15 protein-coding genes are annotated in these 17,623 nt (G+C 39.5%); 10 read left to right on the forward strand and 5 right to left on the reverse strand.

What is annotated here, in order from left to right:
* Positions 1-35: 35 nt before the first annotated feature.
* A complete protein-coding gene (locus Q1A31_RS10720) occupies positions 36-599 on the reverse strand; it encodes a DUF3465 domain-containing protein (protein ID WP_299876196.1) in 564 nt (187 codons plus the stop codon).
* A gap of 54 nt (positions 600-653) precedes the next feature.
* Here Q1A31_RS10720 and Q1A31_RS10725 point away from each other — a divergent pair, with 54 nt between their 5' ends.
* The 4 genes from Q1A31_RS10725 to Q1A31_RS10740 all read left to right on the forward strand — a co-directional run bounded on the left by Q1A31_RS10725 (position 654) and on the right by Q1A31_RS10740 (position 3,666).
* Entirely contained in the window at positions 654-866 is a 213-nt protein-coding gene (locus Q1A31_RS10725; protein WP_299876213.1) for a GDCCVxC domain-containing (seleno)protein, read from the forward strand.
* 42 nt (positions 867-908) lie between these two features.
* Positions 909-1,337: a GFA family protein gene (locus Q1A31_RS10730; protein ID WP_299876197.1), complete on the forward strand. Its 429-nt coding sequence runs from the start codon at positions 909-911 to the stop codon at positions 1,335-1,337.
* 146 nt (positions 1,338-1,483) lie between these two features.
* Entirely contained in the window at positions 1,484-2,299 is an 816-nt protein-coding gene (locus Q1A31_RS10735; RefSeq protein ID WP_299876198.1) for a hypothetical protein, read from the forward strand.
* A 2-nt stretch (positions 2,300-2,301) separates the two neighbouring features.
* Positions 2,302-3,666 carry an OmpA family protein gene (locus Q1A31_RS10740; RefSeq protein WP_299876199.1) on the forward strand — a complete coding sequence of 455 codons (1,365 nt, stop codon included), beginning with the start codon at positions 2,302-2,304 and terminating at the stop codon, positions 3,664-3,666.
* A 225-nt stretch (positions 3,667-3,891) separates the two neighbouring features.
* On the opposite strand, the gene Q1A31_RS10745 is transcribed toward Q1A31_RS10740, so the two are convergent.
* A complete protein-coding gene (locus Q1A31_RS10745) occupies positions 3,892-4,263 on the reverse strand; it encodes an Mth938-like domain-containing protein (protein ID WP_299876200.1) in 372 nt (123 codons plus the stop codon).
* A 172-nt stretch (positions 4,264-4,435) separates the two neighbouring features.
* On the opposite strand from Q1A31_RS10745, the gene Q1A31_RS10750 reads away from it, so the two are divergent.
* The 5 genes from Q1A31_RS10750 to pmbA all read left to right on the forward strand — a co-directional run bounded on the left by Q1A31_RS10750 (position 4,436) and on the right by pmbA (position 11,386).
* Positions 4,436-5,746, forward strand: coding sequence for a homoserine dehydrogenase (locus tag Q1A31_RS10750; protein ID WP_299876201.1), 1,311 nt, complete (start codon positions 4,436-4,438; stop codon positions 5,744-5,746).
* Between the two features lie 88 nt (positions 5,747-5,834).
* Positions 5,835-7,307: a threonine synthase gene (gene thrC / locus Q1A31_RS10755; protein WP_299876202.1), complete on the forward strand. Its 1,473-nt coding sequence runs from the start codon at positions 5,835-5,837 to the stop codon at positions 7,305-7,307.
* A 207-nt stretch (positions 7,308-7,514) separates the two neighbouring features.
* Positions 7,515-8,342: a carbon-nitrogen hydrolase family protein gene (locus Q1A31_RS10760; protein ID WP_299876203.1), complete on the forward strand. Its 828-nt coding sequence runs from the start codon at positions 7,515-7,517 to the stop codon at positions 8,340-8,342.
* A 230-nt stretch (positions 8,343-8,572) separates the two neighbouring features.
* Positions 8,573-10,021, forward strand: coding sequence for a metalloprotease TldD (gene tldD / locus Q1A31_RS10765; protein WP_299876204.1), 1,449 nt, complete (start codon positions 8,573-8,575; stop codon positions 10,019-10,021).
* 18 nt (positions 10,022-10,039) lie between these two features.
* A complete protein-coding gene (pmbA, locus tag Q1A31_RS10770; RefSeq protein WP_299876205.1) occupies positions 10,040-11,386 on the forward strand; it encodes a metalloprotease PmbA in 1,347 nt (448 codons plus the stop codon).
* 108 nt (positions 11,387-11,494) lie between these two features.
* Here pmbA and Q1A31_RS10775 read toward each other — a convergent pair whose 3' ends face one another.
* Together Q1A31_RS10775 and Q1A31_RS10780 are read right to left on the reverse strand one after the other, a co-directional pair.
* Positions 11,495-14,656 (reverse strand): DUF5011 domain-containing protein, encoded by a 3,162-nt coding sequence (locus tag Q1A31_RS10775; protein ID WP_299876206.1) that lies wholly within the window; start codon positions 14,654-14,656, stop codon positions 11,495-11,497.
* 266 nt (positions 14,657-14,922) lie between these two features.
* Positions 14,923-15,393, reverse strand: a complete 471-nt coding sequence (locus Q1A31_RS10780; protein WP_299876207.1) for a hypothetical protein — start codon at positions 15,391-15,393, stop codon at positions 14,923-14,925.
* A gap of 721 nt (positions 15,394-16,114) precedes the next feature.
* Between Q1A31_RS10780 and Q1A31_RS10785 the strand changes: the two genes are divergently transcribed.
* Positions 16,115-16,711 (forward strand): YaeQ family protein, encoded by a 597-nt coding sequence (locus Q1A31_RS10785; protein WP_299876208.1) that lies wholly within the window; start codon positions 16,115-16,117, stop codon positions 16,709-16,711.
* Positions 16,712-16,781: 70 nt separating this feature from the next.
* Here the strand turns inward: Q1A31_RS10785 and Q1A31_RS10790 are convergent, their stop codons facing one another.
* On the reverse strand, positions 16,782-17,366 hold the full coding sequence (locus Q1A31_RS10790; RefSeq protein WP_299876209.1) for a DUF3365 domain-containing protein: 585 nt from the start codon (positions 17,364-17,366) through the stop codon (positions 16,782-16,784).
* Positions 17,367-17,623: the final 257 nt, after the last annotated feature.

A 17,623-nucleotide genomic window follows, 5' to 3' on the forward strand; every position in this document is an offset into this window, starting at 1 on the left:
GATGTGGCTTTAAATGAATCGGTTGAGCTATTGAATTATTTATATTTTTTACCATTAACAGAGATCCAGCCTCCAGCCTTTTTACCTTTGGGGTCGTGGTGAGTCCAATGAATCACTCCGCCACGGTTATTCCATTCATAACGACCTTGTAAGCTGATTTGATCATTCTGTTTAATCGGAACGCGTGGTGCAAGATCAATATTATGAGAAACCAATAGAGTCATACCATTTTCTACTTTGATTAAGAATTTCTGGTGACGGCTGCCTGTTAAATCATCTTTTAATAGTTTGATGACAGTTGCATTTAACCCAACCCAGAATCGTGAGTTAGTTTGATCTTTTGCCTTTTCAAGTTGTGCGAGTACCTGAGTCTGGTGCTTATTGCTGAACAGTTGATCTTTTTGTAAACCAGAACTATTTTGATTTTCACTGAGTTCGACGTGTGAATTATCGGAGTCTTTAAAATTGGTGTTGTAATAATTGATGCCAGTTGCAATTGCAGCGGCCACTAATATAAAGACAATACGTCTGACTTTTCTATTTAACTGACGCTTAAAGGGGTATTTTCTTCTTTTTTTATTGTTGGTATTCAAGTTCATATATGGAGGTCTGAATGTCGTTAGCTAAATGAAAAATCGTGTTAATGTATGGCTATGATAATTGATTCAATACTAACTTGCCCTAATTGTAACCATAAATTTCAAGAACAAATGCCCGAGAATACGTATCAATCTAGTTTTCGTTGTGCTGAATGCAAAGAGGTGATTAAAACCAAAAAAGGTGAGTGTTGTGTTTACTGTAGTTATGGTGATTATCCTTGTCCTCAAGCACAAATTATCGGTTCTTCATGCTGTAGTCCAGATTAACTTCTATACTCTTTACTATTTAATATAGAAAGAGAGAAAAATATGAGCGAACAATCCTTTGCAAGCGGCGGCTGCTTATGTGGAAAAGTTACGTATACCTTGGCAAACGAACCGGCACGAATGGCGCAATGTCATTGTGATCACTGTCGACGCTCTACAGGCACAGGGCATATGTCTCTCGCTTTCTTCAAGAAAGAAGATGTCAAAATTGCAGGGCAAACAAGCTCCTACACAACAACGGCAGATGATGGTGCGCAGTTAACACGTCATTTTTGTCCTGATTGCGGTAGCAGGTTGTTTGGTACGAATACTTCTGCGCCAGCAATCATTAGTATTGCCGTTGGTTGTGTTGATAATAGTTCTTGGTTTAAGCCACAAGTCATTGTTTATAATAAAAAGAAACCAGTCTGGGACTGCATGGATGAGAGCATAAAAACGTTTGACGAAATGCCGCCACCTGCACCGAAATAAATTTGAATCTTAGACTTTAAATGCCTGCTATGAACTATCTATATCTTTGATACTACTAGAGTTAATGAGGGAATGTTGTTTGGCATTTTTACCTTTTGTTTAAAATTTAAACCTTCACTTTTTACTTACTGTTAGGAGCAATACATATGACTTTATTCTTATGTCAGCTATGGCCATATCTGGCTGGTGCTTTGATTGGATGGTTACTCGCCGGCTGGTTAGCTAAACGACTTAAGCACGGTGAACCACCTGTTGAAAAAATTGTAGAAAAACAAGTTGAGAGAGTTGTAGATAATCCAAAACATTTATCGCTTATCAGTAAACTAGAAAGTGAAAATAGCCAAATAGCGGGACTACAGTCTCAAGTTGCAAGTCTAGAATCAGCACGATCTAAAACGAGAGAAGTAACGGTAGATAAAGTTGTTAAGTCTGAAAAAATAGTCGAAGTAGATAATCCTGAACATTTAAAGAGAATAAGCGAGCTTGAAGCTGAAATTCGTGCGCTTAAAAGCAACGCATCAACAGCTCCAGCTTCCTCAGGCAATACAAATACCTACGGTGTAGCGAGTACATCTACAACTGCCGCAACTCCAGCTGCTTCTACGCCATCTTCTGTTTCAACTCCTGTGACTAAGCCATCATCTTCACAAGGTTCAACGGTTGATCTGGATGCTGCAAAAAAAGCGGGTTTTAGAGTAAAACAAAAGAACGGACAAGACGATTTTACTATTGTTGAAGGAGTCGGACCAAAAATAAACGACTTAATCCATGCTGCCGATATTCACTACTACGCTGCTTTGGCAACAACATCAGTAGATGATATCCAGAAAATTCTCGACGATGCTGGCCCAAGATATAAGCTGGCAAAACCTGGCACATGGCCAGACCAAGCCAAAATGGCTGCGGAGAATAGATGGGACGCTTTAAAGAAGTGGCAAGATGAATTGGATGGAGGGCAATAATCATGAGTAATAATTCACAAATATCATCTAACTGGCCTGGTTTTCGTAAAATATGGGGCGTCATTGCTGTTATTTTATTCTTATTGCTTTTGCTACTGTGGGCATTAGGTTATGGCCCCGGTGGTCGAAACTGCGAAGTTCCCCCTACTATCGTTGAAAAAGTTGTAGAAAAAGAAAAAATCATAGACAACCCTGTGTTACTCACTCAAATTGCTGATCTCGAAAAAGCTAAGGAAAAAGAAACCGGCATGGTTGCAGAGCTAAAAGCTAAAATAGCTGAACTTGAGGCTATGCCACCCAAAGTTGTCACCAAAGAAGTTGATAATCCAGAACTGTTGAAGAAAATTGGTCTACTCGAAACAGAGAATGGCTTAATTCCTGGTTTAAAGGCGAAAATTGGCGCACTCGAGAAAATTGATCCAATTGTGATCAAAAAAGCAGATGCGATTGATGCACAACTCACTGAACGTCTGGCTAAGCTTGAAAAAGAAAACGGCTTGATTGAAGGCTTACGTGCAAAAATTACCGCGCTTGAAGGTATTAGCCCATTAACAGTTAACAAAGCGAGCCCAGAGTTCTCTGAGCGTTTAGCCAAGCTGGAAAAGGAGAATGCTTTAATTCCTGGTTTGAAAGCTAAAATCACCGCTTTAGAAGGGATAAACCCAATTACCGGCGGTAAAGAAAATCCTGAGTTAGCGAAACGTATTGAAGCTTTAGAAAAGGAGAATGGTTTAATTCCCGGTTTAAAAGCTAAGATCACAGCCTTGGAAAACATTGATCCGATAACGATTAAGAAAGAAGATCCTGAATTAGCTGCACGTCTCGCTGAACTGGAAAAAGAGAATGGTCTAATAGCCGGACTTAAAGCCAAGATTGCGGCACTTGAAAGTATCGAGCCCGTGACCGTGACTAAAGAAGTGGACAACCCCAAGCTATTAAATAAAGTTAATTTCCTTGAGATCGAAAACAAGCTTATTCCGGGATTACGTTCACGCATTAAGGAACTGGAGAGCGCTAAACCAAAAATGATGCAAGCTCCAGCAGGTGATTTGCCTGATACGGCTAAGCTTTATTTTAGGATTAATAGTGCATCGAGACCTGCAAATACAACTAAAACGTTGTCTGGAATTATCGACTATTTAAAAGATAATGACGGCTCAAAGGTACTGGTTTCAGGTTTTCATGATGCTACGGGTAACCTTGAGCTGAACCAGATTCTGTCATTAAAAAGAGCAGAAGCTGTTGTGGTTGCTCTGAAGCGTGCGGGTATCTCAGCCGATCAAATAATCGTTGCTAAACCGACACAAACTGTTGGTTCGGGTACCCGTAATGAAGCACGACGTGTTGAGGTGAAGATCGCACAATGAAACGTAACTTGTTGTAAATTAAAGCATGTCTTTATAGGCATGCTTTTTTTTGTCTAAAAATTGAGTATCTATAAAGACTCACAGATTTGAATCGGTTCTATTTACACTTTCAATGCGCAACAGTGAGACAATGATAAAATAAAAAGTCGTCCAAAGTAGGGGGGTGGAATAATGGGATAGCTTTAGATTGATTATTTTAAGCCAGTTATTTTATTTAAAGTTTAGTTAATCAAGAAACAGTCCAGCTACTACGTTTCTGCCTTCTGCCATTAAAATATTAAAAGTACGGCAGGCTGCTTGAGTATCCATCACTTCATAACCGATTTTACCCTCGGCTAATCGTCGTAGAATGTCGGCGGATGGAAAAATCTGGGTATTGCCCGTTCCCAGAATAATAATTTCTGCATTCAAACGATAAAACGCTTCAAGGTGATCAGCTGTTAAGTCTGAATAGCGTTGAGGTGCCCAGTCTGCAATTAATTCCATGGGAGATAATACTAGCGAACGCATATAAGGTTCGCCATTGATAGCAATAGAATCGTTATCGTAAGCACTGATTTTATAGCGTGAGCTATTGTGATCTTCGGCAAATTTCATAGTTGCATTGATGAGTCAATTAATCGCTAAGTAAATGGTAATATTTACAGCTTAAATAAAGGCTGTAAATATCAGGAAAACCTAACCCTATCATAGTGAATGCTGATTGACAGTCAAGGTACACAACTGTAATGTTCTGCGTCTAATTATTGACACGAAATGAAGGTAACTAATGAAAGCGGTAAAGGTTGGATTATTGGGATTAGGAACAGTGGGTGGCGGTACAGCGACTGTTCTAAAAAGAAACGCAAAAGAAATCGCAAGACGCGCTGGACGCGGAATTGAAATCGACTTTATTGCAACCCTAGAACCAGAACGCGCAGCTGAATTAGGCGTAGAGAATATCCGTTTAACCAAAGATGCTTACGAAGTTGTAAACGACCCAGATATCGATATCGTGGTTGAGCTAATTGGTGGATATTCACCGGCTAAAGAGCTTGTGATGCAAGCCCTGGAAAACGGCAAGCATGTGGTCACAGCGAATAAAGCATTAATTGCCATTCACGGCGATGAAATCTTCGCTAAAGCACAAGAGAAAGGCTTAGTCGTTGCATTCGAACCTGCAGTAGCTGGTGGTATCCCAATCATCAAAGCATTGCGTGAAGGTTTATCTGCAAACAGCGTTGAATGGCTGGCGGGAATCATTAACGGAACAGGTAACTTCATTCTGACTGAAATGCGTGACAAAGGCAGAGATTTTGATGATGTGTTAGCCGAAGCTCAGGCACTCGGTTATGCCGAAGCGGATCCGACCTTTGATGTCGAAGGGATTGATGCTGCGCATAAATTGAGTATCCTTTCATCAATCGCATTTGGTATTCCACTGCAGTTTGATAAAACCTATACCGAAGGTATCTCCAAGATAACTCAGGAAGACGTGGCTTATGCAGAAGAGCTCGGTTACCGCATCAAACATCTTGGTGTTGCAAAACGTACAGACAAAGGCATCGAGCAACGTGTGCATCCAACACTCATACCGGAAAGACGTTTAATCGCAAATGTTGATGGCGTAATGAATGCAGTGCTTGTGAAAGGCGATGCTGTGGGTGCAACGCTTTATTACGGTGCAGGTGCAGGTGATGAGGCAACAGCATCAGCTGTAATTGCTGATATCGTAGATGTCACTCGTGCTTTAACGACTGATCCTGAGAACAGAGTACCTCACCTGGCATTCCAGCCAGATGCTTTATCCGACACGCCTGTCGTTGGTATGGATGATATTGAAACGGCTTATTACTTACGCATGTCTGCCAAGAATGAGGCTGGCGTTCTCGCTGAAGTGACGCGTGTTTTAGGTCAACAGGGAATCAGCATAGAAGCATTTATCCAGAAAGAGCCAAGACAAGGTGAAACAGACGTTGATATTATTTTGCTGACGCATGTGGTCAATGAAGGCAATATGAATAGTGCGCTAGAGCAGATTGCTGCACTGGATGTGATCAATGGTGAAGCAACCAGAATTCGTGTTGAATCACTCAGCTAGATTTAACCATATCTGATTAGTAATACTATTGCTAATCAGATAGTTAGAAAGAATATATAAATACGTTTAAACAGGAAGAAAACTCAGCATGAAATTTATAGAAACACGCGGAAATGATGGAACAAGAGCCACTGAAGTGAGCTTCTCAGAAGCTATCCTCGGCCCAATGTCATCTTTTGGTGGGATTTATTCACCTGAGTCTTTACCTGATCTTGGCACTGATTTTTTACAAAGTCATCTGGACAAAGACTATAAAGCGTTAGCGCGTGACATTCTGGCTGCGTTTAATGTCGATATTGATCAGTCAGATATTGAAACGGCATTGAATCTGTATGATGAGTTCGATAATAGCGAAAATCCTGCACCATTAGTGAAGGTTAAAGATGACCTTTATGTGAGTGAGCTTTATCACGGCCCAACCCGTGCTTTTAAAGACATGGCATTGCAACCGTTTGGTGTGGTGCTTTCGTCCATTGCGCAAAAGCGTGATGAAGAATATCTGATTCTTGCAGCGACCAGTGGTGATACTGGCCCAGCAGCACTAGAAACCTTTAAGAATCGTAAAAATGTGCGTGTAGCGTGTTTATATCCTGATGGTGGCACTTCTGATGTTCAACGTCTGCAAATGGTGACTGAAGATGCAGAAAACCTCAAAGTCATCGGAATACATGGTGACTTTGACGATGCACAATCTGCATTAAAGCTATTGCTTAGTTCTGAATCATTCAATGCCAAATTGAAAGAAAAGAACATCTCTTTATCTGCGGCGAATTCAGTCAACTTTGGTCGTATTATCTTCCAGTTGATGTACCATATTCACAGTTATTTAGAACTAGTTAGACAGGGTGCAATTGAACTGGGTGATAAGGTTTATCTTAACGTACCAAGCGGAAACTTCGGTAATGCACTGGGTGGTTATTACGCGATGCGAATGGGATTACCCGTTGAAAAAATTCTCATTGCCTCTAATCAAAACAATGTGTTAACGCATTTAATTAATGAAGGTATTTACGATATTAGTGATTCATCTGTGATACCTACAAGCTCACCAGCGATGGATATTTTGAAGTCATCGAACGTTGAACGTATCCTATTTGATTTATTTGGCAGTGAGCGTACTAAAGAACTAATGTCAGATCTGGATACAGATAAACGTTATGCGTTGATCCCTAGTGAACTGGCTGAAATTCAAAAGGTATTTTCCGCTGATTTCTGTACGAATGAAGAAGGTCAGGAATACATAAAGCAGGCCTTTGAGGGAGGTTACTTAATGGATCCTCATACGGCGACTTGTTTTAAAACGTACGATACCTGTCGCGATAAGCCTTTAAAAACGATTGTTTATTCAACTGCAGAATGGACTAAATTTTCCCCAACAATTGCGAATGCGTTGACAGGCGAAGACGGTGGAAGTGATAAAGAAGCACTACAGGCAATTGCTAGCAAAGCCAATATCGCTATTCCTGAAATGATTAGCAGTCTATTTGATAAAGAAGTCACTCAAAGCACCGTTATTGATAAACAGGATATAGAGAAAGAGATTCTTGCGTTTCTGGATTGATAAATTAGTTAGATTTTAATGTGTTGAAAACATTTGAAAAACCCCTCAAAAGTAGGGGGGTGACTTAAGCATTATCATTTTCTGTACTATACGCACTTAAACACACTAGAAAGTGTTATAGGAAACGTTATAGAAAGCTAAGTCAAACCAATTCAAACTAAATAAATTTGCTCAAAAACCATAAAGGAACCTGCAAGGGAAAAATATTTGTTAACTAAAATAGCAGCTGTACAAATGGCTTCAGGGCCACAAATAAAAGCGAACCTAATGGAAGCCACTCGACTGATTCGAGAAGCAGCCAAGAAAAGCGCACAAATGGTTGTTTTGCCTGAGAGTTTTGCTTTAATGGCAATGCACGAATCGGAGAATATTGACCTCGCCGAAGAGTATGGCAAGGGACCGATTCAAGATACGATGCGTCAATGTGCGATTGATAATAAAGTATGGATTGTTGCTGGTTCTATTCCTTTAAAACAAGACGAGTCAGAAAAAGTCAGTGCGGCCTCTATCATGTTTAATGATAAGGGTGAGGCAGTCGCGCGTTATAACAAAATTCATCTATTCGATGTCGATATCGCCTGTGAAGATAAAAAAGCACAAGAACATTACAGAGAAAGCGATACCTTCGAACACGGCAAAGATATCGTCGTTGTCGATACGCCTTTCGGCAAAATTGGTATGTCGATTTGTTATGATTTACGTTTCCCCATTTTATATCGTGAGATGGTTAAACAAGGTGCGGAAATATTTCTTATTCCTTCAGCCTTCACCAAAACAACGGGCAAGATTCACTGGGAGCCATTAATCAAAGCTCGTGCTATCGAGAACCAGTGTTATGTTATCGCACCCGCTCAAGGTGGTTATCATGTCAACGGTCGTCATACTTATGGAAATACCATGGCGGTTGATTATTTGGGGCAAGTTCACGGTTTGCGCTTGAAAGGCCCGGGAATCATCACCATTAATATAGACTTGGAAGCACAGAAAAAAGTGCGCGATAGTTTTCCTGTGCTAAAACACACTAAGCTGATCTAAACGCTAAACCCTTTCGTTTCTGTTACTAATAGATATTGTTACTAATAGATAGTATTGCTAACAGATATTATCTACGTTGTTATGACTAAAAAATTATTAAAGTCAGTTATTAAATTACTGGCTTAAGACTCAGATTTTGATACACCCCACATAAGTCCTAAATAAAAAAGGCCTAAAAGTAGGGGGGTGTGTTTATAAATACCCAAAACCGTATAAAGAGCATTGTATATATGAGTTCATCCATTCTAGACCAAGCTAAACAGCATTTACTAGAGCCCTCTGGGCTGACAGAATCAAATCTTGAGAATGTCTTTTCCCATTTGAAAGGTGCCGATTTAGCCGATCTTTATTTTCAATCAAACCGCTTTGAATCGTGGGTGCTGGAAGAAGGCATCATCAAAAACGGTTCATACAGTATCGATCAAGGTGTGGGTGTACGCATGGTGGTCGGCGAGCAAACCGGTTTTGCTTACTCAGATGAAATTACCTTGGAAGCACTAACCGAATCAGCTAAAGCGGCTGCCGCTATTGGTCGCTCTGGCACATCTTCACAAACTAAAGCATGGCAGGCGCGTGAAAATAAATCAGTGACTGCACTGTATGGCGTTGATAATCCATTGGCTGCAATGTCGGAAGATGAAAAAATAGCATTGCTACGACTGGCCGATAAATCAGCTAGAGCTGCAAGCCAATACGTAACTCAGGTTATCGCGAATATTGCGGGTGTCCATGAACACATATTAGTGGCCGATAACGAAGGGCATCTCAATGCAGATATTCGTCCATTAGTGAGAATGAATATTACCGTCATTGTAGAAAAGGACGGTAAACGTGAATCAGCTGGCACGGGTGGCGGTGGTCGATTTGGGTTTGATTACTTCACACAGGCTGATCGTATTCGAGAATACGCTGATGAAGCAGTTAGGTTAGCACTGGTTAATCTGGATGCTGTTGATGCACCAGCAGGGGCACAAACCGTTGTATTAGGCTCAGGTTGGCCTGGAATTCTTCTGCATGAAGCGATCGGGCACGGTTTAGAAGGCGACTTCAATCGCAAAGGTACCTCAGCATTTAGCGGGCGTATTGGCGAAACCGTTGCTTCAAAAGGGGTAACCGTGGTGGATGACGGAACCATTGAAAATCGTCGTGGCTCCTTAAGTATCGACGATGAAGGCACTAAAACAAATTGCACAACCTTAATCGAAAACGGCGTGTTGAAAGGCTATATGCAAGACAAGCTCAATGCGAGATTGATGGGGGTTGAATCAACCGGTAACGGTCGTCGTGAATCTTATGCGCATTTACCCATGCCGCGTATGACAAACACCTATATGTTGCCTGGCAATGATGATCCTGAAGAGATTATTGCTTCGGTAAAGAAAGGCCTATATGCCGTGAATTTCGGGGGAGGTCAGGTCGATATCACCTCTGGTAAATTTGTATTCTCAGCTTCTGAAGCGTATTTGATTGAAAATGGAAAAGTGACTCGCCCCGTAAAAGGTGCAACCTTGATTGGTAACGGTCCAGATGTACTGACTAAAGTCAGCATGATTGGTAACGATCTAGAACTCGACAGAGGCGTAGGCGTTTGTGGCAAAGGCGGTCAAAGCGTGCCAGTTGGTGTTGGGCAGCCAACCTTGAAGATTGATGGATTGACAGTAGGGGGCACGGACGCTTAGTCCGGGGATAAACTAGATATGGCAAATAACAACATCAAACAAGATGAAGCGTTTCTACAAGAAACAGCAGAAACCGTTTTAAAATTAGCGAAAAAATACGGCGCGACAGATGCAGAGCTGAGCCTGAATAAAGGCGCAGGTTTATCCGTAGAAATTCATAAAGCGAATGTCGATAAACTCGAATATCACCGCGATCAGGGTTTGAATTTATCGGTATATATCGGTAAACATACTGGCTCAGCGAGTACTGGTGATTTATCACCAGCAGCGATTGAAGACACAGTAAAAGCGGCTTGTAACATCGCAAAATATACCGAAGAAGATAAATACACCGGTCTAGCCGATGCCGATATGATGGCAACGGATGCTAATGATCTGGATTTATACCACCCTTGGGATTTAACCGCAGAAAAAGCGATTGAAGTAGCTAAGGAATGTGAAGCAGCGGCATTTGCGCATGATCCACGTATTATCAATTCAGATGGCGGCGCACTCAGCACATACAGTGGAATTGGTGTGATTGCTAATTCGCATGGCTTTATGGGCACAACCCCTTCCAGTCGACATACCTTAAGTTGCTCGGTAATCGGTCAGGAAGTGGGCGATGACGCAATGCAGCGTGATTACTGGTATAGCACCTCGCGGGTGAATACCGAACTACAATCAGCACAAGAAGTAGGCAAAAAAGCGGCAGAAAAAACTCTGGCACGTTTAATGAGTAAGCAGATCAGTACCCGGGAAACTAATGTACTGTATTCGCCAGAAACTGCTCGCAGCCTGATTGGTCATTTCACGGGGGCAATAGCCGGCGGCGCACAATACCGTAAATCAACTTTTTTACTCGATAGTATTGGTGAAAAAGTATTCCCAGATTTTATCCATTTGCACGAACAGCCACACATCAAGCGCGGATTCGGCAGTGGTTATTTTGATAAAGAAGGCGTAGCCACGAGTAATCGCGATTTAGTTGTCGATGGTATTGTTCAAAACTACATCATGAGCAGTTACTCAGCGCGTCAACTAGGCTTAAAAAGTACCGCGAATTCAGGTGGCACCCATAACTTAACCATCGATTCGACAGGTCAGGATTTCGAAGAACTATTGAAAATGCTCGGAACAGGTTTGTTTGTGACTGAGCTAATCGGTAGTGGCGTGAATAATATCACGGGTGATTATTCACGCGGAGCAGCAGGCTTCTGGGTGGAGAATGGTGAGATTCAGTTTGCCGTCGAAGAAGTGACAGTCGCGGGTAACCTCAAAGATATGTTCCAGAATATTGTTGCGGTCGGTAGCGATGTTGATTTACGTGGCGGAACGCAAACAGGTTCTATTCTTGTGGAAGGCATGGTGGTTGCGGGCTCTTAATAATTTATTGCTCCGAAAGAATCATTTTTTTGTTCTTCATGTGTGTCTTCAATTTCTAAAAATTAAGCCACTTAATAGTGGCTTAATTTTTGCTGGTTGTAGAATCATTTATTCTGGAATTACATTAACACAACCAGTATTGCCAAGGGATTCTGAAAAGTTAATAGCTTCAGAATAACTCGAAAATGATATTATAAACTGAGAGCCAATTGAATCTGTCCTAAAGTAGTTCAAATAATTGTCATTCACACCAATAAGTTCATAGTGAACAGATTCAATTTGACTATTGATATTTATATCAACAGTCAAAATTTTCATATCGGCTATAGTATAAGTAAATGGCTGAATTGAATTAAAACCATTCTCATCAAGATTTTCAGCATTTCCTGTTCCGTCATAATTATAGGTATTTTTTGAATGGCATTCACCTTGATCATCAACACTATACCAAGCTCCCTGAGTTAATAATTCTGGCGTTAAATCAGGTAACAGAATTGTAAAAAAAGCATTATTCAAATCCCATTTTTCAGGATTTGAGTTTGAAACAATCATTATTACATATTGTCCGCTGTGTGCACCAAGAGTCTTTGGATCTATTGAATAACTACCAGTATTTGATATAGTCTCACCAAACTTCCACCAGTTTTTGTTTGCAAGTAAATCGCTACTTGTTGAAAAGTCATGTAGATTGGATGGATCATCAAATAATATATATAGATCTACCGTATTGCCAGTAATTGCAATGTTATCCCATACAATATTTTCAATTTCACCCCATTTCCATTCTTCACCACCATTAGGTGAAATCAAGGCTGAAGGATTGGAGCCAAGCGTTTCAAAAGTTGGTGGAGCATATTGCAAAGTGAAAGTTTGATCACTGACATCCCACATTTCAGGATTTGAGCTAGATACTATCAGTACTATATAGGCATCACCTGATCCATTAAGATCCACTGGGTTTATTGAATAATTTCCATTATTTGAGATGCCCTCACCAAACTTGTACCAGTTTTTGTTTGAGAGTAAATCGGTACTTGTTGAAAAATTATTAAGATCCGAAGGGTCATCATGTAAGATGTATAAATCCACCGTATTTCCGGTAATTTTAGTATTATCCCACTGAACTTGCTCTGTTGAGTACCATGTCCATACTTCGCCTCCATTAGGTGTTGTTAATGCAGTAGGATGAGAGCCTAACGTTTCAAAAGTCGGGGTAGGTGGAGTAATAGTTCCAGCTCTTAAAAATCTTTCAGAATAGTTAATATCAGGGTTAGAGAAGTCATTGTCATTAAAATCATCTGTTAAAATATCCTGACCATCTAAATGAACAATTAGATTATCTACAGATCCAATGATATTTGCTCCTACAATGTTACCTGCTCCAGTTAAAGGGTTTATAGTACTTTGCGCTCTTGTTTCAGAAAAAGTTCTTATCGTTGTAGTATCAGATATTTGATCTGTCGTAACTCTTGATGAGTTTTTGAGATTCCAAGTAAGTATCTTTACCCCATCAACATATGTATAAACATCCTCAGTTTCGATAAAGTATTCAAGTTTAAAGTTATATGTCTTACCCTCTTCAATGGTTACATCATAAAATGACGGTAGTTTTTCAGGGACAAGTTCTTCATATCCTAAAGAGTCATACCTTTCGACATAAAAATTTAAACTGAAGGTATCATTTCTGTATGTGATTCCTATACCAAAGTAATGAGTTTCTGGAAAACTATGTAGGACAATACTATTTCTCAAACGACCTTGATCAAGGTCCTGATGAGAAATTGCAGTTAAGTCACTTTCAATTGATAAGATAGGATTTTCTGAGGTGGGTTCAACAGCCTCAAAGATACGCCCAATCCTGTTATGAACTCGATAGTATCCAGCATCGATATCATCTTGAGTCAAAATGGTATTTAATTTTAAAACACCGTCTTCTTCAACAAAAGAGTTATTCGAGCTAATCGTTGCGTGCTTAACAGCTTCTTCAGGAGTAACTCTGATTGCTTTTCCGATTTCGCCAGTAATGGTATCTAATTCAGCTTGTGTTACACCGTCCTGTATATCTTCAAGAGTAAGCCCTGTCGTTGTACTAGCAACCATCCCTGTAAGGTCTATAAATCCATCAGCTGGGTTTTGGTTATTGTCTAGACTTTGAAGGAGGGCAGCTATATTGATGTCTATGTAATCTCCAGTTGTTCCATCTTTATCTAAAGAATCTCCAATATCAAAGGTAGATATAAGCGCTGCACAGATTGATGATCCCAGAGGGATGTCAGCAAGACTAAAGTTAACAAATTCACCCGGTAGACATTCAAATTCGCCCTGTCCGTTAGTAATCCCACTTCTAGTCGGTGTTTCGTAATTAAGCCCAATGACACGAGAGTCCTCAAACACCCCTCTTAATGCAGTCACCGTTGGTGCACTAACAGTGATAGTTCGTGTTACTGGGATGGCCGAATTTCCCGCTTCATCTTTAGCGTTATATGTAATTATATAAACGCCTTCAGTTGTTGTATCAACGGATCCCGATTTATTTATGGTTACTGAATTATCAATATTATCTGTTGCTGTGGCACCGGGATCAGTAAATGTTCCATCCAGTTCTATAGAAATAGAGTTACTGCCAATTAAAGATATAACAGGAGGATTAGTATCTGAATCTATAACAATGACTGTACGAGTGATGGGAGTGGCTTTATTTCCGGCAGAATCAGCTGCATTGTAAGTTAGTGTATAACTTCCGGCAGTTAATATTTCTACATTTCCTGATTTAATAACTTCGACCGTTTGATCTATATTATCAGATGCTGTCGCGCCTTCGTCACTGTAAATATCTCCAATCATAACGGTGACTTCACTGTCACCAATTAGGGTTATAGTTGGAGCAACAGTATCTGTAATGGATTCATTTATATCTTCTGCTTCAACTATTACTGTTCGGGTAACTGCTGTTGCATTATTTCCCGCTAAATCTACAGCGCTATACGTTATTATGTAACTTCCTGCCGTAGAAGTATCTATAGTGCCAGTTGATGTAACAATTACATTTTCATCAACATTGTCTTCTGCCGTTGCACCGGCGTCAGAATAAGAGTCTCCTACTGTTATGGAGACTTCATTTACTCCAATAAGTGTTATAACTGGAGCTTCAGTATCATCAAGTATTTCTTCGTCATTATTATTTCCACCCCCTCCACATGCAGTCAATAACAGGGTTAAACTAGTAGTTAGTAATAGTGGTATAAATTTCCAGATGTAACTTGAACGCATATCCTTTCTCCTTGGATAAATAATACTGATGGAGAAATTACTATAAATTAAAGAATATATCTACTATAAGAAAAACTTTTAACATTGCTGGCAATAATATTGCAAAATAAATTGAATAAAATTATGAGGTTCTATGAGTTTATTTATTATTTATATTTTTGAATGAAACTAAGTAACGGATCTTTAATGCTTGGATTCTTTTAATATATATTGCGTATAAAATTCATGTTGAATACTATGAATTATTTTTCATGTAGTTTGCATCATTAATAAGATTGATAACCCACAGGATTCGGTGGTGGAACATTAAAGGGTATTAATGAGTTAAACATATTCATCGGTTTGGCGAAAGAACGATTCATCTCCCAGGTTGTTCTATCCATCTGTTGTGTGCTGACCGCCATTGACCCCGTTGAATCTGACATTTCTGCCACATTTTGTTGAATACTTGGCATGCTGGTGCCGATGGTAGAGTTTAGCGAAGATATATCAGAACTTATCACGGGTACTGATTTTTCCATAAGACTAGTCATACGGTGGATATCCGCTGACATACTTTGCATGTGCTGGAGCATGCCATAAATTAAATAAAAACCAAATGCTGAGAGAATCGTAAAGGCGATCATCGCTGGGAACACGGCATAACGCCATCTGAACTCAAAGGTTTCGAGTGCTTCTGCGGCTTCTTGATTTCCACCTTTTATTAGTTTTGTTTCAGCTTCTTTTAAATTAGACATTTTTAGACTCTCCTTGATAAAAGAATATTAGCATATATTAATATACTGTCTTTGATTTATCTCAAATTGCTTTAAAAACATCAATTCATTTTATTAATGTTTTATAAAACTTGAAAAAGTTATTACACAAAAATCAATGTTATTATTTTAGTATAGTTATATATGCTAATATATTAACTTATATAAAGTGTCATAGTGATGACTCACAAATGGCATCGTTGGATATAGCGAGACTCTATATCAGTTTAGTTAATTTAGAATAGATGGAGGACGAAAATGAAATTAAAAAATATAAGAAATGAAAACGCTAAGCAGGGTTCTCTGGATACTATGACGTTGATGTTGATTCTCTCAATTTTATTTGTGTTAGTTAATGTCATTTTGACAGTCAATGGTTTATCACCCTTTCAGTTTTTAAAGTAAACGCTGATACAACTGTTTATACGTAATAACCTTATAGTGATATAAAGCCGATGATAGCAATATCATCGGCTTTTTTTATGGCTGATGTTTGGTTAAAGGTCAGGTTTTTGTTTAGTTTATAGCTATGCTAACGGTTTGATCAAATGACTCTTTATTCTTTTCTTCTAAATTCTCACTTAATAAAAACCGATCAAAAGATGGGGGATGTACCGTTCATCCTGTAGCAAGCTTCAATAAGTAATAATAGCCCCGTTAGACAAATTCCCCCGAATACTAAAAATAACAAAAGGGGGATACTATGAGTTCAATATTTTCATCTTTGTCTGCATCTAGATCTACACAGTCAACATCATCGGCAACGTCTGCGTTGATTCCGGCTACGACGGTGTGTAAAGCTAGACTCAGCATCGCCGATATCGATCGGCACTATTACCAATCACATCAACTTACTCTGGCATATCTATCGACTGAAACCATCAGAAAAAGCATGATGCGTATTGTGGCCTATATTTATAATGCTAATGATAAACTTACTGTGCGGAATCAGCAGTGGCAACATGATCAGCCAGAACTTCTTGAACAATCATCTGATAATCAAATTAAACTCTGGATAGATTTTGGGCAGCCGGATGTCAAGCGCATCAAAAAAGCCTGTAGATTATCAAAAAGTGTCATTGTCTATTCATACAATCAAGATCATACCGATAGCTGGTGGGACAAGAATAAAGATAAGCTGAGTCGATTTAAGAATCTTGAAGTATTTTCGGTGAATGCGGATGAACTAGAAAAGCTCAATAATAAAAGAATGACATTAAACTGCACTTTGCAGGATGGTGATTTACAGATCAATGATGGTGCAAATAATCTGATTATTGAGCGTGAACGGTTAATGTAATTTTTGTTTTTATTGCTTGAATGATTAAATACAAATACAAATTAAGTCGTTATAATAGTAACTGTTCTTATTAATTTAACTCTTTGACTACCACTACAGCGCCACGCACCTGGCCTTTTTCATAACCGACTGCTTTGTCATCTGGGTATAGTTCTTTCAGTTTTGCTTGTACATCCGCATCTATTTTTGAACCATGGCATTCCAGACAATTGCCACCAGTTGGTAAGGCTTTCATAAAGCGTAATGTTTTTTTGCCGTCTGCTTCCACAATTTTGCTATAGCCCATTTTCTTTACGTCTTCGCCTTTTGCCGCTCGTGCATCAAAGTCTTCAAGCACTAACTTCTGCCATTCATTCGGAATGTTTTCAGGGTTACGATTTTTAAGACTGACACGTGTTACCAGAGCGTTATGATCGATTGCTGCCTTTTTGGTTATTGGCATGGCTTCAGTATTGCAAACATTGAGTGCATTAATGGGGCCACCTGCTTTCATTGCTTTTTTGAGTGCTTTTTTAAGCTCACCACCAAATGCTTTAGTGATCATTTTAGCTTCTTTGACTGCTGCTTTTGTTTCTGCTTTTGTTGTTTCAGTCTGCGCATTTGCCTGAGCTGAGAAAATCATGCTCATGCCCGCGATAATTACTATTTTTTTCATGATTCCATTCCGTCGAATTAGTATTGAGCGAAACATCATAGCAATTCTCTGATCAAAGAAAATTAACATAAATCAAACTGAAAAATTATTTAAGCTAGAGATAAATGAATCAGAGATGCATTCAATCACTTCTAGGTAATGCCTAGAGAGAATGATAATGCTTACTAAAAAAGTGCCTAAAAGGTGATGAGATGGTCTCCTCCTCTTTAATGCGGCATCAAAGTGCCATAATTGGAGATGTAAATCATTCAATTAAC

It is taken from the genome of uncultured Cocleimonas sp., from assembly GCF_947495625.1.
In the GTDB taxonomy this organism is placed as follows: Bacteria; Pseudomonadota; Gammaproteobacteria; order Thiotrichales; family Thiotrichaceae; genus Cocleimonas.

Bases quoted from the DNA above. Each gene is read 5' to 3' on its own strand.
- Q1A31_RS10720 (WP_299876196.1), bottom strand. From the start codon at position 599: ATGAACTTGAATACCAACAATAAAAAAAGAAGAAAATACCCCTTTAAG.
- Q1A31_RS10740 (WP_299876199.1), top strand. From the start codon at position 2,302: ATGAGTAATAATTCACAAATATCATCTAACTGGCCTGGTTTTCGTAAA.
- thrC (WP_299876202.1), top strand. From the start codon at position 5,835: ATGAAATTTATAGAAACACGCGGAAATGATGGAACAAGAGCCACTGAA.
- Q1A31_RS10750 (WP_299876201.1), top strand. From the start codon at position 4,436: ATGAAAGCGGTAAAGGTTGGATTATTGGGATTAGGAACAGTGGGTGGC.
- Q1A31_RS10780 (WP_299876207.1), bottom strand. From the start codon at position 15,393: ATGTCTAATTTAAAAGAAGCTGAAACAAAACTAATAAAAGGTGGAAAT.
- tldD (WP_299876204.1), top strand. From the start codon at position 8,573: ATGAGTTCATCCATTCTAGACCAAGCTAAACAGCATTTACTAGAGCCC.
- Q1A31_RS10785 (WP_299876208.1), top strand. From the start codon at position 16,115: ATGAGTTCAATATTTTCATCTTTGTCTGCATCTAGATCTACACAGTCA.
- Q1A31_RS10790 (WP_299876209.1), bottom strand. From the start codon at position 17,366: ATGAAAAAAATAGTAATTATCGCGGGCATGAGCATGATTTTCTCAGCT.
- pmbA (WP_299876205.1), top strand. From the start codon at position 10,040: ATGGCAAATAACAACATCAAACAAGATGAAGCGTTTCTACAAGAAACA.
- Q1A31_RS10775 (WP_299876206.1), bottom strand. From the start codon at position 14,656: ATGCGTTCAAGTTACATCTGGAAATTTATACCACTATTACTAACTACT.
- Q1A31_RS10730 (WP_299876197.1), top strand. From the start codon at position 909: ATGAGCGAACAATCCTTTGCAAGCGGCGGCTGCTTATGTGGAAAAGTT.
- Q1A31_RS10725 (WP_299876213.1), top strand. From the start codon at position 654: ATGATAATTGATTCAATACTAACTTGCCCTAATTGTAACCATAAATTT.
- Q1A31_RS10745 (WP_299876200.1), bottom strand. From the start codon at position 4,263: ATGAAATTTGCCGAAGATCACAATAGCTCACGCTATAAAATCAGTGCT.
- Q1A31_RS10735 (WP_299876198.1), top strand. From the start codon at position 1,484: ATGACTTTATTCTTATGTCAGCTATGGCCATATCTGGCTGGTGCTTTG.